Origin of the sequence: Leminorella grimontii ATCC 33999 = DSM 5078, assembly GCF_000439085.1 — a bacterium.
GTDB lineage: Bacteria > Pseudomonadota > Gammaproteobacteria > Enterobacterales > Enterobacteriaceae > Leminorella > Leminorella grimontii.
The window spans coordinates 35981-59763 of record NZ_AUUA01000018.1; the positions used below are offsets into that span (position 1 = coordinate 35981).

Genomic DNA, 23783 nt, shown 5'->3' on the forward strand with positions numbered 1-23783 from the left:
ACTAATGCCTCTGCTATTGTTAATAGTAGGGAGAAATATCTTGCAGGCGGGAGCTTTAAAGGAGGCGCTGAGGCTGAAAAGGGACAGATCTGCTTTACGCATTATTCAAATAGAATTTGCGTATAATCTATTTTAAGAAAATATTTGGAATATGGCCTGAGTCTAATAATTATTATCAATGCGTGGATGAGGATTCATATTTTCATCTAGGAGAACTCCTGCACCTTTCTCTTTCTCTGACAGCGTTGCGTTATTAATAAATGCAGCGCGGAGCCCTGTTTTTTATTTTTTTACAGAGGTTTTCTATGAAAAATATAACGTGTTCACCCTATGAGTATTGCTCTGAACCTACCGGTAAGCCTTACAAAAGAATATCGTTAGCGTGTTCATCGCTGCTGGTCGGATTTACCCCGTATGCTTTTGCTGACGTCGAGATTCTTGCACAAACGGGAACCTATACGCTCAGCGGTTCTGGGCCGTTTATTTTAGCGGCGCCACACGTTATCAACGCGCCGGGCCAAGTTGGCATCGTTGGCCGCAATACCGCTGATTGGGCGCTGGTTATAGACAACGGCGCAGGAATTAGGGCCGAAAACGGCGTTTATTTAGATTCACAGAACGGCCGATCCGTTTTGAATAATTCGGGAAATATTATTAGCTCTGGCCGAGGCAATAACGGCGATTCATTCGGCGTTCGGCTACAGGCGGGGGGAACTGTCTCCAATTCAAGGTCGGGGGTCGTTAATAGCCAGAGCGACGGCATATTTGTGATGAACGGCGGTAAGGTGGTTAACGATGGCCTTATTCAAGGCGGAGGGTCGTTGACGGCGGTGTATTTTAAGGGGGGCAACGGCGTTTATGTCGGCAGCGATTCATCCACGCTTAGCGGCGGTTATGGCGTCATCACGAATGCGGGCTATGGCGAAGTTATCAATGCCGGCAATATTAGCGTTAAAAACTATGGCGTTTGGTTTCGCAACGGTTCGGGTGGAAAACTTATTAATCAGGAGGGCGGGACGATCGTTACTCCAGGTACTGCCAGTACGCAATATAGCGTCTTAATCAACAGCCACGGCACCGTTGAAATTAATAACCAAGGCTCGATTATTGGAGGCACCGGCGTGTTTATCAATACTGATAATCATACCTTCACCAACGGCGGCAGCGTCGTGGGGCGCTCGGGCATCGCGGTTTCCGTCAGCGGTGATAATAATGTGCTGGTTCTGACGCAGGGCAGTTCTATTGACGGCGCTATTGTCAGCCTTGGTGGAGGCAATACGCTGACTTTACGGGAAAGCGGCGTTTTGACGAGTGACTTCTTCGGTCTGGAGCGAGTTGTGGTAGAGGCCGGGCACGATCGGACGTGGGTGCTTGGCGGTAGCGCGATGAGCACAACCGCAGAAGATTCAGCGGCGCTGAACGTTAAAAGCGGGGCTTTGGTCTTAAACGGCGCGTTGACGCATGCCGGCGTCGGCGGGGGCACGGCTATTGCGTCCGGCGCCAGCCTGTGGATACATCCGCCGGGAGAGCTGAACGGAGACGTAGCGAACGATGGCGTACTCGCTTTTGCCCATATTAGCGACAAAACGTTTGCCGGAAAAATCAGTGGGGTAGGTACGCTGTTCAAAGATGATGAGGGGGTTTTGCTTCTAACAAACCCTGACAGCAGCTATACGGGGCCAACGGTGGTCAATGCCGGTACGTTACGGGCCGGTGCTGCGAATATCATTAACGATAGCGATATGCTGTCGTTAAGCCCCAGCGGCGTTTTTGATCTCAACGGGTTTGCGCAGCGGGTCAATAACCTAACGGGTGCGGGAACGGTCCATTTAACGGACTCCGCATTAACCGTGAACCAGACGACGGATACCGTATTCAACGGCGTTATTGACGGTAAGGGTTCATTAATCAAGGCAGGAGACGGCCTTTTAGTCTTTACCGGCGATCATGATTATACCGGCGCAACGGACGTTTACGCAGGCGCGCTTATTTTAGGCAATAATGCTCGGCTGCTGGGCGGAGGCGGGATGACGATACACCCCTCCGGCACGCTGGGCGGCTACGGCAGCGTGGTGGGCGACGTCACTAACAGGGGAACGCTGGTTGTCGCCAACGCCGCGCCAGGATTTGGCGGCGGGCGCGATGGACATTTCACCATCAGCGGCAGCCTGATTAACGGCGGCGAGATTCGACTGATGGGGCCGGCAGCTACCAGCATGCTGTCAGTCGGCGGCGACTATGTGGGTGATAATGGCCAGCTGACGCTCAACACCAGACTGGGCCACGATGTTTCGCAAACGGACAGGCTCGTCATCCTTGGCAATACGAATGGCGCTACCCGCATTACCATCAATAACCTCGATGGGGAGGGAACGCCTACGGTTAACGGTATTGAAGTCGTCAGCGTCGGCGGTCAGTCCGACGGCCAGTTTTCTTTAGCCAGCCGGGTTACGGCGGGCATTCATGAATACGACCTGCATCAGGGCGGCGTCGGCGCGAGCGCCGGTGACGGCAATTGGTATCTGCGCACGCTGGAGACGCCGCGCCCGGAAACGGGGGTTTATCTGCGCAACCTCAGAGCCGCCAGCACGATGTTTATGCATACTATGCACGACCGCCGCGGCGAGCAGCTTTCGGGCGATGCGCACAGCGATGCCGACAGCGAACCCGCAGCTTGGGTGCGCATTGTTGCGGAGCGCACCAACAGCCACGCTGCCGATGGCTATATAGATATGAAAACCAATACGGAAATAGTACACCTTGGCGGCGATCTTATTCGCTGGAGCCGAGGCGGTATCGATCGTTGGCACATGGGGGTTATGGGAGCCTTTGGCCAAAGCCATATCGACGCGGACGTAGCCCACAGCGGCATCACGGCTAGCGGCCATGAGCGCGCCGCCAGCGGAGACGTTGACGGCTATAGCGCCGGCGTTTACCTCACCTGGTTCGGTCAGAAAGACGGCTTGGTCGGCCCATACGTTGACGTCTGGGGGCAATACGCCTGGTACGATAACCGCGTACAGGGCAAGGGCCACCAGGAGGAAAGCTATGACAGCCGCGGTTGGATCTTTTCTGTCGAAAGCGGCTACGCCTTTAGCCTGGGAGAAAACAGAAGCCGCGAATGGTTTATCGAGCCGCAGGGGCAAGTCGCCTACAACATCTATCGAACGGACAACCATAGAGAAGCGAATGACACCCGAGTGCGCGGCGGTGATACCGATAGCGCAGTGACGCGTTTGGGCGTACGGTTGCACAGCCGGAGCATGTTGGAGGGCAGAAGCGTGCAGCCGTTTATTGAAGCCAACTGGTGGCATGACACCACGAAGAACGATCTGAGCTTCAACGGCAAAACCATCAATGACAATACCCCGAGCAGCACTTATGAATTAAAGCTTGGCCTACAGGGCGAGGTTGCCGGCGGGTGGCAGGCGTGGGGCCATATTCGCGGTCGGGGAGGGGAGAACGACTACCGAAGCTACGGCGGCATGCTGGGCGTGAAGAAGCGGTTCTGATTTCGTCCCTATTTACGGTTATTCAGTCAAAAAGCACCCCGCCAATGGCGGGGTGTCATACGTATTAACGCGCGGAGTCCAGCTTTTCGTTGCTTTTAGCCACCTCTTGCGCCTTCTGGTAGCTTTCAATCAGCAGCCGGTAGGCCGGGAAAATCTGGGTGTAAACTTCCGCCCACTCCTGTGCGTCGTCCCGGTTCCAGGTCTTTTGCAGTTCGGAGGCGACGGCGGCGGTGTCCATCGGTACGACGCCGGCCTGAACCACGCGGGCCAGCGTGATTTCCTGCGCCATCTTGCTGTAAGTTCCCGATGCGTCGATGACCGCAAACACCCGATAGCCGTCGGCAACCGCGCTAATGGAGGGGAAGGCCATGCATACGCTGGTGATGGTGCCGGCGATAATCAGCGTTTTGCGACCGGTGGCCTTAACGGCGGCGACAAACTCCGGGTTGTCCCAGGCGTTGATCTCTCCCCGGCGGGCGACGTACTTGGCATGCGGCGCGTTGGCGTGGATTTCCGGGATCAGCGGGCCGTTGGGGCCCTGCGGCACGGAGGCGGTGATGATGACCGGAATGTTGCTCAGCGTGGCCATTTTCGCCAGCGCGGCGGCGCGGGCGCGCAGTTCCGGCATCGGCATGTCGTTTACCGTCTGGAACAGGCCGCTCTGATGGTCGATTAAAAGCATTACGGCGTCGTCGGCATCAATGACGGGACGCTGATTGTGGAAGTTGGCGGGTATAGTCATGAGTTTATCCTCTGGTGATTGTGTGGGCTGAAAGCGCACGCAGCGCGTCGATAGATAAATCATAGTTTCAGGACAAAAAGCCCGGTAGTCTGCTAAATTGGACTTCAGCGTCCTATTTTAAGAACGATGGTGAAGCGCCATGCAGGATTTGAACGACCTCTATTACTTTGTCCAGATCGTAGACCACGGCGGCTTCGCGCCGGCCGGACGAGCGCTGGGCGTTCCCAAGTCAAAGCTTAGTCGACGCATCGCCATGCTGGAAGAACGGCTCGGCGTTCGCCTGATCCAGCGTTCTACGCGCCACTTTGTCGTGACGGACGTCGGTCGAGATTATTACGAGCGCTGTAAAGCCATGCTGGTAGAGGCGGATGCGGCGCAGGAGGTGATCGAAACAAACCGGGCGGCGCCGCGCGGCGTTATTCGGGTTACCTGCCCGGTGGCGATGCTGCACGTTCACATTGGCCGGATGCTGGCTGACTTTATGGCGCGCTATCCTCTGGTGACCGTCCATCTGGAAGCGACTAACCGAAAGGTAGACCTGCTGGGTGAAGGCGTTGACGTTGCCGTTCGAGTACGTCCGCCGCCGCTGGAGGACAGCGATCTGGTGATGCGGGTTCTGGCCGAGCGCAGGCATTGCCTGGTCGCCAGCCCGGCGCTGGTTGACCGCCTTGGGCGGCCGTTCAGCCCGCAGTCGCTTGCCGACTGGCCAACGCTGGGGCTTGGTTTGCCCCAGAGCGCGTTTTGCTGGACGCTGTTCGGACCCGGCGGCGAGCGGGTAGACGTCGACTACGCGCCGCGCTTTGTCACAACGGACATGATAGCGCTACGCAGCGCCGCCGTTGCAGGCGTCGGCGTGGTTCAGCTTCCGCTTTTGATGGTGCAGCAGGAGCTGGCGCAGGGCGCTTTGATTGATATTCTGCCCGCGTGGGCGCCGCGGCAGGAAATTATCCACGTTGTGTTTCCCAGCCGGCGAGGGCTGCTGCCGTCGGTAAGGGCGCTTATTGATTTTCTTGCCGAGCGGTTTGCGGCGATCGACGAGGAATAGGGACGACGTACCGTGAGGTGAAAAAATAAACGCGTTTCTGCCACCGCCGTGAGCGCTATCGACTATGCTTAAGGAAGTTACCGAACAGCGCCGTGAAGGCGTAGCGAACAGACAGAAGGTGGACGGATATGAGCGCGAAGTTCGAAATTTTCCTAGGTAAAAACGATGAGTTTTATTTTCGCCTGAAGGCAGGAAACGGGCAGATTATTCTCGGCAGCGAAGGGTATACCACCAAAGCTAACTGCCAGAACGGCGTGAAGTCAGTAAAAACTCATTCGCAGGATGTGAAACACTTCGAGAAAAAAGCGACGGCCAACGGAAAGTTCTCATTTAACCTGAAGGCGGTCAATGGTCAGGTGATTGGCACGAGCCAAACCTATACGACGGAGCAGGCAAGAGACGCCGGCATTCAGTCCGTAAGCCACAACGCACCGGATGCCACCGTTCACGATCTGACGTTGCAGCCCTAGCGACGTTGAGTAATAACAGGTTCTTTACACCCTGTAGTGCTTCGTCCGTTAGTCCCTGACACGGTTAGCGGACCTTTTTCTTCCTATAGCGCTTTGCCGTCAGCGTTTGTTCGCGTCGGCAGAGCGCGTCATCCAGGCCTCTTTGGAAAGCCGATACAGGCAGTGCTTGAGCAGCGGGCTGTCGGCTGTAAGCATTGGGTGGTCGAATTCCTCCTGCGGCGAGGGCCGCATGCCTAATCTTTCCATCAGCGCACGGGAACGGCGGTTTTGCAGCGTAGTGAACGCAACGATTTCTGAAAGGCCCAAACGTTCGAATCCCGCCGCAAGCGCGCCGTTAGCCGCCTCAAACGCATAGCCTTTGCCCCAGCAGTCGTGCGCCAGTCGCCAGCCGATTTCCACGCAAGGGGAGAACGGCAGCGCAGCGGGAGGCACGTTAAGCCCGACCATGCCGATAAATCGCCCGTCGCTTAGGCGCTCTACCGCCCAAAATCCCCAGCCGCGTTCGACAATCCCTGCCTGGCAGCGATCGGCAAAGGCGTCGCTGGCCGTACGGTCCAACGGGGCGGGAAAGTAGGCCATTACGCGCGGGTCGGCCAGCATGTTGGCCCACGGCTCCCGATCGGCGGGCGTCCACTGGCGCAGCCTGAGGCGTTCGGTCGTTATTTCCACTATTTCGGTCATTTCAGTCATCTCATCTCTAAACGGCATCAGGGCAGCATGGTGTAGGCCTTTTCCAGGCCTTCGTCATTTTTGCGTTCTTTGCTCTGCGCCATGTCTTCTTCGGCTTCTTCCGGGGGCTCCGCGTCGCTTTGCAAAGCGGTGTCTTCTTCACTCGCTGGTTCCGGCGAGGGCATGACTTCCTGAATCATCTGCTCGTCAAAGCTGGGGTTAAGCGCAGGGGACAGAGGAGAACTCATCAGGCTGTCCGGCATAGCGACGTGAGGCAGCGGCGCGTCTTGTACAAACTGCACCTCCTCTTGTTTGGGCGTTCTGCTAAGCAGCGCCAAAATAATACCGCACAGGGCAAAGAAGGCGTACAGGATGTTGCCCCCCAGCGGCATCATGGCCGCGCCGACCAGCAGCGGGCCGATGCTTGCGCCAACGCCGAACGCCATCAGCAGGCAGGCCGCCAGCGAAACCCGGCGTTCCGGCTCAATCAGGTCGTTGGCCAGCGCCACCACCAGCGGGTAGAGCGTAAACTGCAGCATGCCGACGATAAACCCAATGCCGAGCAGCAGCGTAAAGTCAATGTGGGGCAGCAGGGCTAGCGGCAGTGCGGCTGCCGCTAGCATCAGGGAAATCACCCTTAACAGCGTAAGCCGGTTGTAGCGATCGGATAACCAACTGAAGGGTAACTGTACGATAAGGCCGGCGCAGACCGACAGCGCCATAAACAGGCCCGTCTGCTCGGTTGATAAAGATTGTAGCTGGGTATAAACCGGCGCCAGCCCGTAAAAGGAACCGATCGCCATGCCGACCACCAGCGTCGAGGCCAACACCTTAGGGATAGCGCCGACGAAAAAGCGCAGCTCCATCGGCGCGGGCGACATCTGCCGGGCGTGGCTGCGGGTGGTTAACGCGATGGGCACCAGACACAGCGAGAAACAAAGCGCGATAATCAGCAGCGACTGGATTTCCAGGTCCGGCAGCAGGATGAGTACCAACTGACCCAGCGCCATGCCGAGATACGACGCGGCCATGTAGAAACCGAACACCACGCCGCGCTGATTGGGCTCCGCCTGATCGTTAAACCAGCTTTCCAGCACCATGTACTGACACATCAGGCACATGCCGATAACCAGCCTCAGCCCGACCCAGACCGGCAGCATTGCCGTTAGCCCGTGCGCCAGCACCGCCGCCGTGATGATGCCCGCGCAGGCGACATAGGTGCGGATATGGCCGACGCGGGCTATCAGGTAGTGCCCGACCTTGCCGCCGAGCACTAGCCCGACATAGTTGGCGGCGGTCAGCGCGCCGATAAGCGCGCCGCTGACGTTGGCCGAAGCCAGCCGAAGAGAGATATAGGTAGTCAGCAGGCCTGAGCCCAGCAGCATGATGAGCGTGGTGGTATACAGGGGGAAGAAGACGCCAAAGGCCTTTTTCACGAAGCCTCCCGTTCAGAGATAGAAGCCGTTGCGGCACGTGTAGGAAAGCGCAATAAGCGCGCTGCATGATTTACCAACCATAATGGTTTCTGGCAAAGAGGTAAAGCCGGGTTACGGTTTCTTGCACGCCCGCTGGCTGACGGTTCACCGGGCAAAGTACAGGACGGATTTTGGTTTGGCTGAAAAATGTATTTACGTTTTAGCATTAAAACGATGCGAAAAATGGGGCGATATGAAGCAAAAAGCAGGAAAGAAAGAGGTCATCGTCGTTGAATTTGTCTGTTTAGGCAATATATGCCGTTCTCCGATGGCGGAGGGGATCTTTCGCCATCTGGTGGCGCAGGTGGGGCTAAGCGAACGAATTGAGGTCCGTTCCGCCGGGACGGAAAGGTGGAACGTGGGCAACCCGCCTCATCGGGGTACGCAAGAGGTGCTGCGTCGATGGGGCATTGATTTTTCCACTATGCGGGCGTCACTGTTAAAGCGCGACGATATTGGGAAGGTTGACTATCTAATCGCAATGGATAGCGGCAATATCGACGATATTCGCGACATTGCAGGAACGCCGTTTATCGACCACCTGTACAAACTGATGGACTTTGTGCCGAATGCCGACATCGCGGACGTGCCCGACCCGTACTATACGGGCGACTTTGCACAGACCGAACGGCTGGTTGAGGCCGGGGCGAGAGCGCTTCTTGAGGCGATCGGACGGGAACACGGCCTGAACGTTTGATCGCCGCCAGCTACCCCTATATTATGCAGGGTTAGTGAGCAATTTAATGGGAGCGGGTCATGAATGGAGAACGTGCGTCAGTGCCGGCGATTGGCATTGATTTAGGGACAACCAACAGTCTTATCAGCGTCTGGCAGGAGGGAAAAGCACAGCTTATTCCCAATGCGCTGGGCGAATACCTGACTCCTTCCGTCGTCAGCCTCGATGAAGACGGCTCTATTTTGGTCGGTCGCCCGGCCTTTTCACGCCTGACGACGCACCCAACCCGGTCCGCCGCGCTGTTTAAGCGCTTTATGGGCAGCAACAAGACCTATCGCCTTGCGGAGAAAACCTTTAATGCGCCGGAGCTGTCGGCGCTGGTGCTCAAATCCCTGAAGGCAGACGCTGAAGCCTGGCTTGGGCAGGAGATCTCCGACGTGGTGATTTCCGTACCCGCTTACTTTAGCGACGAGCAGCGCAAGCAGACGCGATTCGCCGCCGAGCTGGCCGGGCTTAACGCGGTACGCCTGATTAACGAACCCACCGCCGCCGCGATGGCCTACGGTCTGCATACTCAGGAGTTTGGCCGCACGCTGGTGTTTGACCTCGGCGGCGGCACGTTTGACGTCACGGTGCTGGAATTCGCCCTGCCGCTGATTGAGGTTCACTCCTCCGCCGGGGATAACTACCTGGGCGGGGAAGACTTCACCCATGCGCTGGTGAAAGACTGCCTGAAGGAGTGGAAGCTCAGCGAAGGCGAGGTTACGACCGATGCCTTGGCGCGCCTAAACGACAGCGCCGAAGAGGCCAAGTGCCGCATGGGCGCGCAGGACGTCGATATCGTCTGGCACTGGCAGGACAAAGAGTGGCGCTATGAGCTGGACATGCAGAAAGCGGAGAAGGTCTGGTTGCCTCTGCTCAACCGCCTGCGGGCGCCGATCGAGCAGGCGCTGAACGACGCCCGCCTGCAGCCGAGCGAGCTGGACAACCTGGTGCTGGTGGGCGGTGCGTCTCAGCTGTCGATCATCCAGCGTTTAGTGGTGCGCCTGTTCGGCAAAATGCCCCATCAGCATCTGGACCCAAGCACCATCGTTGCTCTGGGCGCGGCGGTGCAGGCCGCCTGCCGCCTGCGCGATGAGGCGATCGACGAGGTTATCCTGACCGACGTCTGCCCCTATACCCTCGGTATTTCCACCAACAACGGCAAGGTGTCCGGCGTGTTCTCGCCGATTATCGAACGCAACACCGTGGTGCCGACCTCGCGGGTAGAGACGTTCTACACCGGCCACCCGGAGCAGAAGTCTATTCGCATCGCCGTCTATCAGGGGGAAAATCCCCGCGTCGAGAACAACATTCTGGTGGACGAGTTCGAAGTGCCGGTAGAGCCGAACGGCAACATTCAGTCGCTGGACGTACGCTTTAGCTACGACATCAACGGCCTGCTGGAAGTGGACGTCGACCTGCTTGAAACGGGTAAATCCCACACCAAGGTTATCGACCACAGCCCCATCGGGCTGAGCGAAGAGCAGAAAAAGAGCAGCCACGAGCGGCTTAAGGCGCTCAAGATCCACCCCCGCGACGAAATGCCCAACCGCGCCCTGCGCGCCCGCCTGGAACGCGCCTGGGCGCAGTCGTTGGGCAACGAGCGCATCCAGATCGGCATTTGGCTTAACGAGTTCGACGAGCTTTTAAGCGAACACCGCGTAGAGGAGATCGACTCGGCGCGCGCGCGGCTGATTGAGTATTTGGATTCGATGAAGCTGTAGGGTGGTTGGCTAAACGAGAATATCTTACTGGTTTTGCGCGATGGTACCGCTCGCGCAAAACCGTTTTTTCGTAAGAGGGGCGAGCGCCATGCTAACGAAAGATAATGGGATATCTCACATAGGCCGAATATAGGTAAATAACGTGTTTATTAATAAAAGCCTGAGCGGTTTTCACTTTTTTCTTAACGAGCAGGATGCGCAAGAGCTAATGCTTGCGTTTACCACCTTATTAGACACGCAAAAAACGGCGGAGATAGCGCTAGAATGCGCAGGCTCAGCGCCTTATCGCACCTTATTATTGTCATGCTCCGGGCATCCAGAGGATGACGATATTTTTATGAGCCGATTATCGATGGAACTGCGCTTATCATACGAATCTATTGAACTGGCAATATATAAGCTTTCTTTATTTCTCGTTGCCGGATCTTTTTCCACTCCAGAATTTATTGCATGTACCTATAAGAAAAAAACTATCTATCTCTATTTTATGGATAAATGCGGCATGTCAGATCCAGCATCATCTTATTGAAATATGATCTTATCGTTTTGGGAGCTATTAGTTGTGAGATTTTCACTATCTTTAGTATCAAAAAATAGAATGTACACAAAAGCATATCGCCGTGTAATGGAGGAGGTACGTCTGTTAATCGACGAACTTGAGTGTGTGGAAATGATCCATCCCTTTGGTGATGCAGTATTAATAATAGCTAGCGATGAAGGCACATTATTACCTAATGAAATAAAAGAATTATCTAACAATAATGCATTATTTCAGTACGTAGTTGGTATTGACACCTTTATCGATGATATGAAGTTAAAGAAAGATCTTTTTTCGATATTAAGCGCTGTTGTGAAGAAGGTTTCATTTACGATCCCAGACCGTGAACAATATGAAAATATTCTTTCTAAGTGGGAATTACGGTTCGAGTAGCTACTACCTATGGCATCACTTCAGTTGCGTTTGGAACGAGACGCCGGCACATTTAAGGGCACGGTATGCCGTTAAGGGAAATTCCATGTCAACGCATGACATCCTACACGCAGTCTGCGTTTGCCCTCGATGTGAGGCATCAGACGTCTATGAGATTGAAGCTTTCTTCCCTTCAGGGAATTTATGCCAATATCAACTGAAGGATGAGCTAATAAACGTCACTAAAAACAGGCTACAAGAAAGTTTTACGGCAGAAGGCTATGTTGAATGCCCGCACTGTAAAAAGGATTTTTTTGTTGATATACGAGTGAAAGATAACGTTATTCTTTCGGTATCGGTTAGTTCGAAAAATGGATATATTCCTTAGTATTAAAAAATAGGGATGTAGGGAATAATTTAGTGAATAGGGATATCGCGCCATGTTGGCAGATAAAATGATTAAATTTTTTGAATCACGGCTCCAAAACAAAGTGTTTCTGGCTTATATGGTATGTATCAATATCTACCTTCTTGCGAGGAATATTCTCTATCTCGTTATACGCTATGAGTTTCTCGGACCCGTGGGCGAGAGTTTGACGTATTTCAATTTAATTGCCTGTTTTTTAACGAGCCTCTGCGGCTTTTTTGCAGGTTTGCTGATACAAAAAAAGAGCATCCTTCATACTTCGATCGTTACCGTTATTGGCGTTATGCTTAGCGCCTTTACCCTAAATACAGAATTAATGAGCTATAGGGAGATACTTTACGCGCTGGCCGCCGGCGTTGCGTTGGGGGGATTGGGTGGAGGTGTCGCTTGGGGGATTAAGTGGTGGTATCGAAGAGTATATTTGAAATAATAAGTGACGATGTTGTAAGGATAGCGTTCGAAATAAAGTAAACGGAGCCATTTTATTTTTACTACTCTTAATATTTCCTCCTATTAAGCCATTAAAATTCCCGTGTTGTTATGAATAACAGCACGGGAAGTCGTTATTGAGTAGATAACTCACAATATTATAGATTTATGTATGGCGAATATAAAGAATGTATTTTGACGATATCGACACGTTTCACTATATCAATACTGGCGCGGGGCCTTTTGCCTTCCCGCTGTCGCTTAATCGGCGTGTAAGCTCACCCAACAGAAACCTGAACGTATTTACCCATGCGGCTCAGCATATTCACCAGCGAATCAATCGTGAACTTGCCGGTTTTTTTATTTACCACGTCGGAAACGCGCGGGCGCGAAATATGCAAAATGGCGGCGACCTCCGCCTGCTTCATCTTTCTGTCTGTAATCCAGACCGCGATTTCTTCCATTAGCGCTTCCTTGATGGCCAGCGTGTTTTCTATTTCGCGCAAGGAATCCGCATGAAGCGCTTTGGCTTCCCGTTCGTCAAAGCCCAGATCGGCAAAGATATTGCCGCCGGAGGGCGTGATATGGCGAGATTCATTGTTCGTTTTTGTGGTCATTTACCGTTTCCCCGCTGTTGGATTGCCAGGTTGTAACGCATTCTGGCGATATCTTTTATCCGTTTGCTGCGTTTTTTTCTGAAAGCCGTGTAGAACGTAGATAGCCTCATCAAACTTTGCTACATACATTACGCGGTAAGTCCCACTGGCATCGCGTACCCGAATTTCGTTAACGCCAGCGCCTACTTCCGAGAAAGGTTTCCAGTCTTTAGGCTCAATGCCATATTGTACTCGGTGTAACTGATAACCCACTTCTTTACGCACCGTTCGGGGGAAAGCTAGTACATCCTCAAATGAGGTGCCCATCCATACGATTGCCTTTTCTTCAGGCATCGTTGCCTTTTCGGACATTGAGTTTTCCCTGTGTATAAAATTTTATACAATTGTTTTCGGGGGAGCAAATCAAATGAAAGGATTAATTGATGTTCGTGCAGAATATTATTGATAACCGCCGACACATGACAAACGGCAAGATAATTTATGGAAGGTTGGCCGCAAAAGATGAGTGAGTTACCTACACATTAATACTTCGCTTCCAATAAGAGGACTGACGCTTCTTGGGTGCCGTATCAAATAGGTTTATCACACGCGAAGTTACGCTGATTTTTTCTTGTTTTTAGGTATCAGGCCAATCTGCTTATAGTGGCATCGAGAATCCAACGTCGAGACGAAGTTCTTCCCCTGAGACGCATGCCATCGTTCATACAAAAAGACGACGTCATCGAAAGTGAGCCATGGTATGAGGCGCTCACAGTCGCTCAAGTTTGTGTCTTGTCCAAAAAGGTCGAATAGCTTCCAGATTTGGCTGTAACCTTCATTATGAAACCAACTTTCCAGACGGGCATGAATTTGTGCGGGGTCGTGCCCCCACTCCTTGAATCTGTGGGCGCAGCTGTCCAGCACTTCGATGAAAACGTCTCTTGTTGTAAGCCCGATCGCCAGTCGTTGAAGGCCACTGGATAGCGCGGCGAGAGTGGTGTTATAAAAGGGTAAGTCGACGTCGTTCAGGAATACGAGATCGAGTCCGATGCAATCTTCGCCTTTTATCTTGCGCCATACGGTTCCCCAGTCAGACTTTGCATCCAGAAAGCGAAAGCAGGTAAAAATTCTCGTTTCGGCCGATGCGAGAAAATCCACACGTTCAAGCTCATCGAAGATTGTCCTCAGGGAATAACCATAAGCGCGTTCAGTTGACCTTAGCTCGTAGCCCCGAATCGTCATTGCGCTATCGCTGGTTGACGAGAAAAATGGATGCGAAGCCATATATATCCTCAACATAAAGGGTATTGTTCTACGTGAGTTATGAACAATTTTAGAACTGCGTTTTTTAGGTTCTATTTTTATGTCATCAGCGCTATCTGTAATCGTATCGGCAACCTCTACGCCGACGCCCGCAGCGCCCCCAACAGCAAAGAAAAACTCTCTTCTATCAGCGGCGGCAGCGCATTAATGCGATGATACAGCGACCAGCGTCCGTAGTAAGAAAGGGAATATAGGGTCTGGAAACGGCTCGCAAAAACTAATTCCCCATTCTGTTACTGGTAGATGACGTACATATTCACCATTCCCGTCACGGGACCAAAATAAGGCGTTCCTGCTTTTTGGATATTGTTACGCTGTACATAACGAGCCGAAAATCCAACGCTGCTTTGGCTGTTAAACGAAAAATCTTGCGTGTTAGTTTTGGTCGCGCCGTGCGGCCCTACGCTGGTGATAGTCGTGTTATCGACGTCAATGCGCGAGCCGCCGTACTGCATTTCAATTTCCAAACCGTCTATTTTATTTCCGCTGCCGTCATACAGGCTGACGTTTTTATTGCCGCCGGGTGAGATGCCCGTGTCCTCAAAGCGAAAGTATACGTTGTCAGGCCTACCGGAACATTCCAGATTGATATTAAAGCCCTTTGGCGTACTGTAGGCGGGGCGCTGGGCTTTGTTTGTCCATTCCCCCATATTGACGACGTAATCCTCTGGCGTATGCAGGCGGCAAGTAGGGGGAATGATGGTGATGCCTCCTCCTCCTAGCACGGTAGGAATTGGAGTATACCCACCGGCATCGGGCGTGCCGAAAGTAGCTGCTTGCGGTAATGACAGTGGCGTTGAGGTATAGGTGATACTTCCTGTTTTAACCAATGCGGCACGTACGGAATAAGCGGCATTGTTAGCGTTGTAGGAATAAAAGTAAGTCGTTGGGGGCGGAGTCATACGGTAGTCCGTAGTGAACCAAACGCCTATAGAGGTATCGTTCTTCATTGAATATTCGATATTGAGTGGAGTTACACCAATCTTCCAGCCGTCTTCGGTGGTTATTCTCGTGGTCGATGAGCTGGTAGCGCTTTGATATGCGCTCATTCCTGTAGCCGTGTAAGTATAGTAAAACTTGATGCCTATACCGGGTATATTTGTCTTGAAGGCACCAGACGTCATGGCCGTTCCTCCGACCGAACCTGCGGGCATAAAAAAGAATCTTGCCGATGATGATCTAGTGTTGGAACCATTTGCGCTACAGCTTCCGCTGATGTTAGGTATGAATTCATTGTAATTCCAGCTAAACAGCTCTGTACCGTTTGGCAGGCTGTTATTGACAATCAGCGTTCGGGGGATCGACAGCGGTGCTTGTTCGGGTAATGTAAATGTGCAGGTCCCCGCAACGCCGCCTCCTGAACCCCATGTCGGATAATAGGTGAACGTTAAAGCCTGAGTTGCAAAGCTTATCGAGAAACAAAAAATGCCTGCAATCATGTTTGAGAGCGTTATCTTCTTCCATTGAATAAACATAATAAAGTCAAACTCAAGTAAGGTTAGTATTAATATAATTTTCTTAGCGCCGGATATGCTGAATTATAGGCCGTCTGCATAATTTATTAATTTTAGACTTATTGGATCTATAATTCCATCATTTTACTTGGTTTTTTGAACGGGGGGCAAATAAATGGCCTTATGGTAGGGAGGTTACAAAATTTAATAAAAATAGAAACAAAATAGAAACTTAAAAAGCAGAAAATAATTAATAGCTCAATTAAGCTTTATAATTAACTTTTCCAAGGCGTGCTTCTCTAGGGAGGCCATATACCCTCTGCCTTGGATAATAATTGCTTCTTACTGTTCTGGCTCCGCGTCGATAAATTTGAGGATCTTGATGAATCAACGCAAGTGATAAATAACAGGTCTTCATCATCTGTATTGATGAGATTTAAAATGGCTTCCAGCTCATATGAGTTGTGTAAATCACCTAAATACTCCACAAGCCTTTTTTGCCAAAATAGGGGGGTTACGTTTTAATTATTTTAACAGCGCCTCCCAATCATCTTTGGTAAAATTTTTAAGTGATTCAGCTGCCTCAAGAATGGCGCCATCATGCCAATAGTCATCCGGCTCTCGCCCATGGCTAAAATCGAATATGCAGGCATCAAATTTATTATATATCATCTTTATACCCCTTCCCTCAACGCCCCCAACAGCAAAGCAAAACTCTCCTCTATCAGCGGCGGCAGCGTCTGCGGCCCGCGCATGAGCGCCACGGTGCGCGTCAGCGCGGGCTGCTGGAGGTGCGCCGTTTTTAAATCCGGGTCTTGTAGGTGGGTGGTATAAAGCTCAGGCAGAATAGCCACCGCCAGCCGCGAGCGCACCAGTCCGTAGAGGGTTTCGGTGTAGTCTACCTGATAGCGCGCATTCAGCGTCAGGCGATGGCTCTCCGCCAGCGCAGTGACCAGGCGACGGATATTGCCCTTCGAGAACACCGCGATATCGCGTCCGGCCAGCAGCTTCCACGGTAGGTGCGACCTGTCGGCCAGAGGGTCGTCGCGGTGCAGCACCGCGACAAACGGATCTTCACGCAGCGGATAAACCTGTAGCTCAGGGGGAAGGGAGCTGTCGATAGCGCCAATGCCGAAATCAATCTGCCCGCTTTGCAACTGCTGAAACAGCGCATCGTTGGTCAGATCGTGAAACTCAAGCCGTAAACGAGGGAAGGCCTGCGCCAGAGTCAGTGGTAGCAGGGGGAACAGCAGAGAGCTGACCGACGGCACCAGCCCGATGCGCACCGTACCGTCACCGCCGGCTTCCACAATTTGCTGCATATCCTGAAACGCCAGCTGGGCCACGCTCAGCATACGCTGGGCGTGCGGCAAAATCGCGGCGCCCAGTTCGGTCAGCGTGACGGAGGAAGCGGTGCGGTTAACCAGCTTGCCGCCCAGCACCGTTTCAATCTGGCGCAGGGCGCTGCTCAGCGCCGGTTGGCTGATCGCCAGGCGGCTGGCGGTGTCGGTGAAGTGACGCAGCTGCGCCAGCGTCACGAAATATTGTAGCTGCTTCAAAGAGAGCGCGGGTAGGCGCTGCCAGGGTTCGGCCATATTATTGTTCACCAACGGTAAAACGATAGTCACGCATAATAACCCGAGCTTATCGGGCGATAAATTTTATCATCTGGGCAAACGTTTGCTATGCCACTAGAGTACCCACATTATCCTTGTGTCGGAGTTGCTATGTCCAGCAATGTTGAAATCCGCCGCCGCGCCGTACAGGCCGCTCGCGGTAAATCCCCCTTCGATCTGCTACTGACCGACGCGCGCATTGTCGATATGGTCACCGGCGAAATCCGCGAAGCCGACGTTGGCATCGTCGGCGACATGATTGCCAGCGTTCACCCGCGTCACAGTCGTACCGACGCCCGCGAGAGCCGTTCATTAGCTGGTGCTTATCTGTCGCCGGGATTGATGGACACTCACGTCCACCTTGAAAGTTCACACCTGTCGCCGGAGCGCTATGCCGAGGTCGTTCTCGCTCAGGGAACCACGGCGGTCTTCTGGGATCCGCACGAGCTGGCCAACGTGCTGGGCGTCGAGGGCGTGCGCTACGCCGTTGACGCCAGCCGCGATTTACCGCTGCGGGTGATGGTCGCCGCGCCCTCCTGCGTGCCGTCGACGCCGGGGCTGGAGATGTCCGGCGCGGACTTCGCCGGCGCGGAAATGGAAACCATGCTGGCGTGGCCGGAAGTGCGCGGCGTCGCGGAAGTGATGGACATGCACGGCATCCTGCACGGCAGCCAGCGAATGGAGGAAATCCTTCAGGCCGGCCTCGACAGCGGTAAAGTGATTGAAGGCCACGCCCGCGGGCTGAGCGGTGCGGATTTGCAGGCCTATCTGGCCGCAGGCGTTACCTCCGACCACGAGCTGGTCTCCGCAGACGACGCGCTGGAGAAGCTGCGCGCCGGGCTGACGCTGGAAATCCGCGGCTCTCACCCCTACCTGCTGCCGGACATCGTTAAGGCGCTCAAAACGCTGCCGCATCTCTCGTCGCAAATTACCGTCTGCACCGACGACGTGCCGCCGGACATGCTGTTGGAAAAGGGCGGCATCATCGCGCTGCTCAACCTGCTGATTGAGCACGGCCTGTCGGCTACCGACGCCCTGCGTTTCGCGACGCTCAATGCGGCTATTCGCCTGCAGCGCAACGACCTTGGGCTGATTGCCGCCGGTCGCCGTGCCGATCTGGTGGTGTTTGATTCTTTGGAAAAGCTCAAGGCGCGAGAAGTTTACGTCGCCGGGAAGCTGATTGCCCAAGGCGGCGCACTGCTACAGCCGATTGTTGCAGCGGCGGAGAGCATTCCTCCGCGCGACACGATGAAAATTGCGCCGCTTAACGCCGAAGATTTCGCTCTGCGCGTGAAGGGCATTCGTCACGGCGTCGCCCGCCTGCGGCACATTCGCGGCGCGCGCTTTACCCAGTGGGGAGAGATCGACGTTCAGGTTCGCGACGGCATCGTCCAACTGCCCGACGGATTTAGCCTGATTTGGGTTCAGCACCGCCACGGCCGCCACGAGGCGACGCCGCAAATCGCACTGCTGGAAGGCTGGGGCGAGCTGCGCGGCGCGATTGCCACCAGCTACTCCCACGACTCGCATAATCTGGTGGTGCTGGGCCGTAATGCAGAAGACATGGCGCTGGCGGCTAACCGGCTTATCGCTTCCGGCGGCGGCATGGCGCTGGCGCAGCGGGGCGAAATTCTGGCTCACGTGGCTATGCCGATTGCCGGAATGCTGTCCGACCTGCCGGCGGCCGAGCTGGCCCAGCAGTTCCGCCAGCTTCGCGATCTGAGCGCGAAAGTGGCCGACTGGGAGCCGCCGTACCGCGTCTTTAAGGCTATCGAAGGCACCTGCCTTGCTTGCAACGCAGGGCCGCATTTGACCGACTTGGGTTTGACCGACGGCAGCACTCGCCAGATTGTCGACCCGCTGCTTGACTGCCGGGAGACCCCGGAACACATATCACAACAATAATTAATCATCAGGAACCTTGAGCATGGCCGACAATACTTTTTATTCGACCACATCCACGCAGGGAAGCTGGCTGGAGCGCCGCTTTGCCCTGTATTCCCGCGGCAGCTCGGTGCGCACCGAGTGCCTTGCGGGCATCACCGGCTTTCTCGCCGCCGCCTATCTGCTGGTGGTCATCCCCGGCCTGCTGGCGGTCGGCGGGATGGACAAGGGTGCTGCGACTACCGGCACCATTCTGGTGTTCGTCGGCGGCACGCTGCTGATGGCGTTCTACGCCAACCTGCCGTTTATCGTCGGGCCGGGCATCGGCGGTTCGGTGCTGGTGGGTGTGACGCTGGCGGGCAGCGAAGGCATCGGCTGGCAGGTCGGGCTTGGCATCGCCTGCTGGTCCGGGATTTTATTCTTTCTGCTGACCAAGTTCGGCCTGCGAGAAGTGGTCACCCGCTCGGTGCCGCAGTCCATCAAGCTGGGGCTGACGGCCTCTATCGGCCTGTTCGTCGCCGTGCTTGGCTTTCGCAACGCCGGGCTGGTGCTGGCCAATGCCAAAACCAACGCGCTGATGCTGGGGGACTTCCTCTCTCCCGGCGCGCTGGTGGCGCTGTGCGGCCTGTTCCTCGCCATCGCCTTGCAGGCGCGGCGGATCCCTGGCTCCATTTTGTGGGCCATCCTGGTCGCTACCCTGATTGGCATTCCTATGGGCGTCACCAAGCTGCCGAGCAGCTTTATCGACATGCCCCATTCGCTAACGCCGGTACTGGGGCAGATTGACATGATCGGCGCGCTGAACATCGCCTTCCTGCCGTTCCTGTTCGTCTTTTTCGCCTCGGAGTTCTTCTCGACCATGGGCACGACGCTGGCCGTCGGCGGTGAAGCGGGCCTGCTGGATGAAGAAGGCAATATGCCGAACATCAACCGGCCGTTTGTGGTTGACTCGATTGCGGCGGCAGTAGGTCCGTGGCTCGGCATCCCGGCAGCCACTGCGCTGATTGAGTCCTCTGCGGCGGCGGAAGCGGGCGGTAAAACCGGCATTACGGCGCTGGCCGCGGCGGTGATGTTCCTGCTGATGCTGCTGTTCACCCCGGTGGCGCTAATGATCCCCAAAGAGGCCACCGCGCCTGCGTTGATCCTCATCGGCCTGAATATGTTCAGCGGCCTGCGCAAAGTCGATCTGGGCAACTTCACCGACGGCCTGCCGGTGCTGATGATGGTGATGATTACTCTGATAGCCAACAGCTTCGGCACCGGCATCGCCGGTGGGCTGCTGTTCTACATCGTGATTAAAGCCATCGCCGGCAAGTGGCGGGAAATCCCGCTGGGGCTGTGGATACTTGCCGTGCCGCTGGTTTACTATTTTGCGACGTTGGTGAAGCATTAAGATTGAGGATATGCATGGCGCCTGTATGCGGGCGCCACTTGCGGTATTTCAATTTACGAGGTGCCACAATAAAACACCTTATGTTGAGTTCTATATATTTTTCGGTGTATCAATTGAAAATAATGGTTAGTTAAGTCATCTTACCTCTTGAGTAATTTTTATCTTATTACAAAAAAGAGTTTATCTTGATGACCGTAACAGCCATTTTCATAGAGCCTGAAAAGAATTCAAGTTTATCTCTGGGCATAGATTTGCCTGTTATAGACGTTAACCAATTTGCTGAAAGAACACTCTTCAGGCGTAGGGTTCTTGTATCCGTAAATGAAAAGCCTCAACTATTCCTTAACATATACGCTGCCCTTGATACTGACGGCTGGATACTTGAGCAGTGTTTTAAAGAAATAAAAGTAAACCAGAGCACCGTTGCCATACTTCATGGAATGCATGTTCATCTGTTTGATGTGGAAACGCATAATGTCACCAGCATCAGCTTAGATGACTATGTTGGGAACTTATATTCAATCCCTGATGTTTATTCTGATGAGCTTACGGAGAACTTTATTGTTACGACGTTTGAGTACACTTTCTTCATTAATATCAAAACGGGGATTAAATGGCGTTCGGAACCATGTGCTGTAGATGGCGTCAATATTCATGATATTAATGAAAATATCATTTCTGGTTCTGGAGATTGGGAGCCGCCAAGCAGCGATTGGGTGCCTTTTACGCTAGATTTAAACACCGGCCGCTTTATTGTTAAGCCTGTATATCAATATATGTAATTTCCTATTTCTTGGGCCTGTACCGTCGATGCATATCATCACTATTTTTCCCGTCTGGCAGGTGAGTCCAGTTATCTATACGAGGAAAAAACTGGCTGGAGATTCTTATTGGCGGTGGTACTAAAAACCGGAGGGACTACAGTAAGGTGGTTGAACTCCTGTATAAAAAAAGCCCCACTGCTTAGGTGGGGCTACTAACGCTTGTTATATAACTGCAATTACACACTATAAATGACTATTATCATCTAAAAGTCAGACCACTCGGCATATTCAATATCTTCCTCTGTTAGTATGCTTATACAATCTTCTTTTAACATTTCGTTAAATGCCTTTATTGTATTTTCTAGCGCTTCTTCGATTGTTTTTCCACTTCCTCCCGCCCATTCTGGATAACCGTCATATTTTCTTTTTATGGCGACATCTGTTACTCCAGAATAAAATCCATTTTGATCTTCATGTATTTTAATTTTCATTTTAGCATAAGGTAAAATACCTACCATCCAAACGGTAAACTCACCTACTGTTTTATCTATACCACTGACATTATCTACTTTTAATTTATGCCACATAACATTCCACCTTACTGTTTACCAAAGGATACTATTCTTTTATCTGGCCCGATATCAATATATTTACCATTTTTATAATATCTCGTCACACCTTGTGTATAACCACCAATATTTTCCACAACCCTTGCACCTCTTAGGTTTCCTGCAAAGGCTTTTGCTTTATTGAGATATTGCTCTGGTGTTTCAGCTTTAACTTCCTTTCCATGCTTATTAAAATGGTCTATCAGCGAAGCTTCTGAACTTCCTCTATTTCCGCCATGCCATTTTTTGTTTATTTCGTCAGTATTTTCAGATAGATATGCACTATCACGCCAGTCCTGCTCAATAATTTGACTTCCACCAGTATTGCTTTGCGAACCCTCTGCAATTTGGTTACCACCCGTATGGGCCGATAAACCATCAACTATCTGGTTTCCGCCCGTATCTGTCGGCAAACTATCTGTTATCTGATTTCCGCCCGTATTTGTCGGGCCAGACCCAGCTATCTGGTCCCCCCGGTATTAGTAGGCAGATTCAGCCGGTCTCCCCAGGTCACCTTTCCGAGGATAAGACCAGACATTCCGTTGCCACTCCGGATCAGCTTATCCAAATATTCAATTTGTTCTGGGGTCAGTTGCGCAATTAGCGCTGGATCTCTGGTGGCTCCAACCTTCATCGCCTCTTCTATCTGTGCGTTGGTTAAACCGATAGTTACTCCCATCTGGTTCATATTCGCACGGCATGTTGTATTTTTCACGCAAGTTTCTAGAGCCTTCTCGCTGGCCTTAACAATGGTGCTCAAGCCATTGTTTTCTTGCACGATCTGCATCCCCGCCGCCGCACTCCCCGCATCCCCACCAGAAGCTCCAGCAATGCCAGCGATAAGGCTGGTGATAAGGTCCTCCCGCGCCTTCTTCTCCTCAGAAGTCATATCCTCCACGGCTTTGCTCTTGTCGTTCAGAATAGCATTAGCAATCACCCCCGCCGCCGTCCCCAGCCCGGCGCTGGCGCAGTCGCCGCCTGGGCCAGCCCGTCCATGCCGCCCATGATGTTGCTGCCGGTGGCGGCAGTGATGGCGGTAATAACCTGGCTGTACTCGCCGCCGGGTGCCCATTTGAGGGCTTCAAGGTAGTCGGCGTTGGTCTCCGGGTCGATACCCTGTTTTTCCAGCCCCTTCTTAATCGCGTCGGCTTCCTTGGCCTTGTTCACCACAAAGGTGCCAACCTCGTTCTGGAAGGCGCGGGTGATTTCAAACCCGGCGTCGATTTTCTTCTTGTCGCGCTCGTACAGGTTATCGACGGCGTTGGTGCCGTCGCGGTCGCTGCTGACGTCGCGATTCAAGCTGGCAATGGCTTCCGCCGCCGTCTGGCCGGTGCGGGCCTGCTGGCCCGCTTCGTCGCGAATGGTGACGTCGCCGCCGCTGATGCCCGCGCGCGTGGTGGTGCTGTCGCTGGCGCTCATATAAATCGGCGTAGTGGCGCTCCAACCGCCGGTTTCAGGTTGCTTGGTGGACGGGTCGGCGTTGGCGCCGGTGGTGGCATTGCCCTTTTGGTCCTTGCCTACGCCGGAAGAGGCCGTGGAACTGCCGCCGTCGCCGCCTATTTTGCTCATGCCGCCATCGCCGACGCTGTAGCCGCCGCCGATGCTAAAGCCGGAGGCGTCATAGCTGGAGTGGTTTTTGATGTCTCTGGTCTCGATAGTTCCGGTGCTGAACTGGTTTTTACCGTCCTGCGCCGCCTTGTCAGAGCTTGCAATCACCGCGCCGGTCAGGCTCGTGTGCTCGCCAACGTAGACGTTAAAGCCGCCGTCACCGGCGAACAGGCCGCTCTGTTCGGTCACGCTCTTGAAGTCGGCATCGACCTTGTTCTGGCTGTAGTTGGCGCTGGCAGAGAAGCCGTAGCCCACCGTCACGCTGCCGCCGACGTTCCAGTCGTCGCTCTTGTAGGTGCTGGTGTCCTGCAGGCTTTCGATGGTGAGGTTCTTGCCCACGTCAGCGATGATGCTGCTGCCCTTGGCCGCAGCGCCAGAGAGGGTAGTGTCGCCGCCGCTCTGGATAAACAGGGTAT

22 protein-coding genes and 2 pseudogenes are annotated in these 23783 nt (G+C 53.6%); 11 read left to right on the forward strand and 13 right to left on the reverse strand.

Annotated features, from left to right (window positions below):
• Nucleotides 1-305: 305 nt before the first annotated feature.
• Complete coding sequence (locus tag G544_RS0115990; protein WP_161624126.1) at nt 306-3512, forward strand: autotransporter family protein; 3207 nt, start codon at nt 306-308, stop codon at nt 3510-3512.
• Nucleotides 3513-3576: 64 nt separating this feature from the next.
• Here G544_RS0115990 and G544_RS0115995 read toward each other — a convergent pair whose 3' ends face one another.
• Nucleotides 3577-4254: an isochorismatase family protein gene (locus G544_RS0115995; RefSeq protein WP_027275535.1), complete on the reverse strand. Its 678-nt coding sequence runs from the start codon at nt 4252-4254 to the stop codon at nt 3577-3579.
• A gap of 139 nt (nt 4255-4393) precedes the next feature.
• On the opposite strand from G544_RS0115995, the gene G544_RS0116000 reads away from it, so the two are divergent.
• Both G544_RS0116000 and G544_RS0116005 read left to right on the forward strand, forming a co-directional pair.
• Nucleotides 4394-5299 carry a LysR family transcriptional regulator gene (locus tag G544_RS0116000; RefSeq protein ID WP_027275536.1) on the forward strand — a complete coding sequence of 302 codons (906 nt, stop codon included), beginning with the start codon at nt 4394-4396 and terminating at the stop codon, nt 5297-5299.
• Between the two features lie 128 nt (nt 5300-5427).
• The gene (locus tag G544_RS0116005; RefSeq protein WP_027275537.1) at nt 5428-5769 is read left to right on the forward strand and encodes a YegP family protein; all 342 of its coding nucleotides are present in this window, start codon (nt 5428-5430) and stop codon (nt 5767-5769) included.
• A 99-nt stretch (nt 5770-5868) separates the two neighbouring features.
• Here G544_RS0116005 and G544_RS0116010 read toward each other — a convergent pair whose 3' ends face one another.
• Nucleotides 5869-6450 carry a GNAT family N-acetyltransferase gene (locus G544_RS0116010; protein ID WP_027275538.1) on the reverse strand — a complete coding sequence of 194 codons (582 nt, stop codon included), beginning with the start codon at nt 6448-6450 and terminating at the stop codon, nt 5869-5871.
• A gap of 26 nt (nt 6451-6476) precedes the next feature.
• Nucleotides 6477-7874: an MFS transporter gene (locus tag G544_RS0116015; protein WP_027275539.1), complete on the reverse strand. Its 1398-nt coding sequence runs from the start codon at nt 7872-7874 to the stop codon at nt 6477-6479.
• A gap of 232 nt (nt 7875-8106) precedes the next feature.
• Here G544_RS0116015 and G544_RS0116020 point away from each other — a divergent pair, with 232 nt between their 5' ends.
• From G544_RS0116020 to G544_RS0116040, 5 genes are all read left to right on the forward strand, one after another.
• Nucleotides 8107-8610 (forward strand): low molecular weight protein-tyrosine-phosphatase, encoded by a 504-nt coding sequence (locus G544_RS0116020; RefSeq protein WP_027275540.1) that lies wholly within the window; start codon nt 8107-8109, stop codon nt 8608-8610.
• Nucleotides 8611-8669: 59 nt separating this feature from the next.
• Nucleotides 8670-10355 carry a molecular chaperone HscC gene (locus G544_RS0116025; RefSeq protein WP_027275541.1) on the forward strand — a complete coding sequence of 562 codons (1686 nt, stop codon included), beginning with the start codon at nt 8670-8672 and terminating at the stop codon, nt 10353-10355.
• A gap of 142 nt (nt 10356-10497) precedes the next feature.
• The gene (locus G544_RS0116030; protein ID WP_027275542.1) at nt 10498-10884 is read left to right on the forward strand and encodes a hypothetical protein; all 387 of its coding nucleotides are present in this window, start codon (nt 10498-10500) and stop codon (nt 10882-10884) included.
• Between the two features lie 33 nt (nt 10885-10917).
• Nucleotides 10918-11286 carry a hypothetical protein gene (locus G544_RS20810; protein WP_027275543.1) on the forward strand — a complete coding sequence of 123 codons (369 nt, stop codon included), beginning with the start codon at nt 10918-10920 and terminating at the stop codon, nt 11284-11286.
• A 419-nt stretch (nt 11287-11705) separates the two neighbouring features.
• Nucleotides 11706-12122 carry a hypothetical protein gene (locus tag G544_RS0116040; RefSeq protein ID WP_027275544.1) on the forward strand — a complete coding sequence of 139 codons (417 nt, stop codon included), beginning with the start codon at nt 11706-11708 and terminating at the stop codon, nt 12120-12122.
• Between the two features lie 277 nt (nt 12123-12399).
• On the opposite strand, the gene G544_RS0116045 is transcribed toward G544_RS0116040, so the two are convergent.
• From G544_RS0116045 to G544_RS0116085, 6 genes and pseudogenes are all read right to left on the reverse strand, one after another.
• Complete coding sequence (locus G544_RS0116045; protein ID WP_027275545.1) at nt 12400-12738, reverse strand: helix-turn-helix domain-containing protein; 339 nt, start codon at nt 12736-12738, stop codon at nt 12400-12402.
• Nucleotides 12735-13044 (reverse strand): annotated as a pseudogene (locus tag G544_RS20815) (type II toxin-antitoxin system RelE/ParE family toxin). The gene G544_RS0116045 and the pseudogene G544_RS20815 overlap by 4 nt, the downstream one beginning before the upstream one ends.
• Nucleotides 13045-13332: 288 nt before the next feature.
• Nucleotides 13333-14001, reverse strand: a complete 669-nt coding sequence (locus G544_RS0116060; RefSeq protein WP_134388911.1) for a hypothetical protein — start codon at nt 13999-14001, stop codon at nt 13333-13335.
• A 272-nt stretch (nt 14002-14273) separates the two neighbouring features.
• Complete coding sequence (locus G544_RS22220; protein WP_134388910.1) at nt 14274-15515, reverse strand: fimbrial protein; 1242 nt, start codon at nt 15513-15515, stop codon at nt 14274-14276.
• Between the two features lie 504 nt (nt 15516-16019).
• Complete coding sequence (locus tag G544_RS22375; RefSeq protein ID WP_154656333.1) at nt 16020-16166, reverse strand: hypothetical protein; 147 nt, start codon at nt 16164-16166, stop codon at nt 16020-16022.
• A gap of 2 nt (nt 16167-16168) precedes the next feature.
• On the reverse strand, nt 16169-17089 hold the full coding sequence (locus G544_RS0116085) for a LysR family transcriptional regulator (protein WP_027275548.1): 921 nt from the start codon (nt 17087-17089) through the stop codon (nt 16169-16171).
• Between the two features lie 132 nt (nt 17090-17221).
• Between G544_RS0116085 and G544_RS0116090 the strand changes: the two are divergent.
• The 3 genes and pseudogenes from G544_RS0116090 (at nt 17222) to G544_RS20820 (ending at nt 21169) form a co-directional block, all read left to right on the forward strand.
• Nucleotides 17222-19019 (forward strand): annotated as a pseudogene (locus G544_RS0116090) (adenine deaminase).
• A gap of 18 nt (nt 19020-19037) precedes the next feature.
• On the forward strand, nt 19038-20387 hold the full coding sequence (locus G544_RS0116095; protein WP_027275550.1) for an NCS2 family permease: 1350 nt from the start codon (nt 19038-19040) through the stop codon (nt 20385-20387).
• A gap of 188 nt (nt 20388-20575) precedes the next feature.
• The gene (locus G544_RS20820; RefSeq protein WP_051155799.1) at nt 20576-21169 is read left to right on the forward strand and encodes a hypothetical protein; all 594 of its coding nucleotides are present in this window, start codon (nt 20576-20578) and stop codon (nt 21167-21169) included.
• 245 nt (nt 21170-21414) lie between these two features.
• Here G544_RS20820 and G544_RS0116105 read toward each other — a convergent pair whose 3' ends face one another.
• From G544_RS0116105 to G544_RS0116115, 4 genes are all read right to left on the reverse strand, one after another.
• Complete coding sequence (locus G544_RS0116105; RefSeq protein WP_027275551.1) at nt 21415-21738, reverse strand: hypothetical protein; 324 nt, start codon at nt 21736-21738, stop codon at nt 21415-21417.
• Nucleotides 21739-21749: 11 nt separating this feature from the next.
• The gene (locus tag G544_RS22230) at nt 21750-22172 is read right to left on the reverse strand and encodes a hypothetical protein (RefSeq protein WP_134388909.1); all 423 of its coding nucleotides are present in this window, start codon (nt 22170-22172) and stop codon (nt 21750-21752) included.
• A 47-nt stretch (nt 22173-22219) separates the two neighbouring features.
• Nucleotides 22220-22696 carry a hypothetical protein gene (locus tag G544_RS0116110; protein ID WP_027275552.1) on the reverse strand — a complete coding sequence of 159 codons (477 nt, stop codon included), beginning with the start codon at nt 22694-22696 and terminating at the stop codon, nt 22220-22222.
• The coding region (locus G544_RS0116115) for a hemagglutinin repeat-containing protein (RefSeq protein WP_027275553.1) at nt 22693-23783 on the reverse strand (1091 nt) is incomplete at its 5' end. The genes G544_RS0116115 and G544_RS0116110, both read right to left, overlap by 4 nt.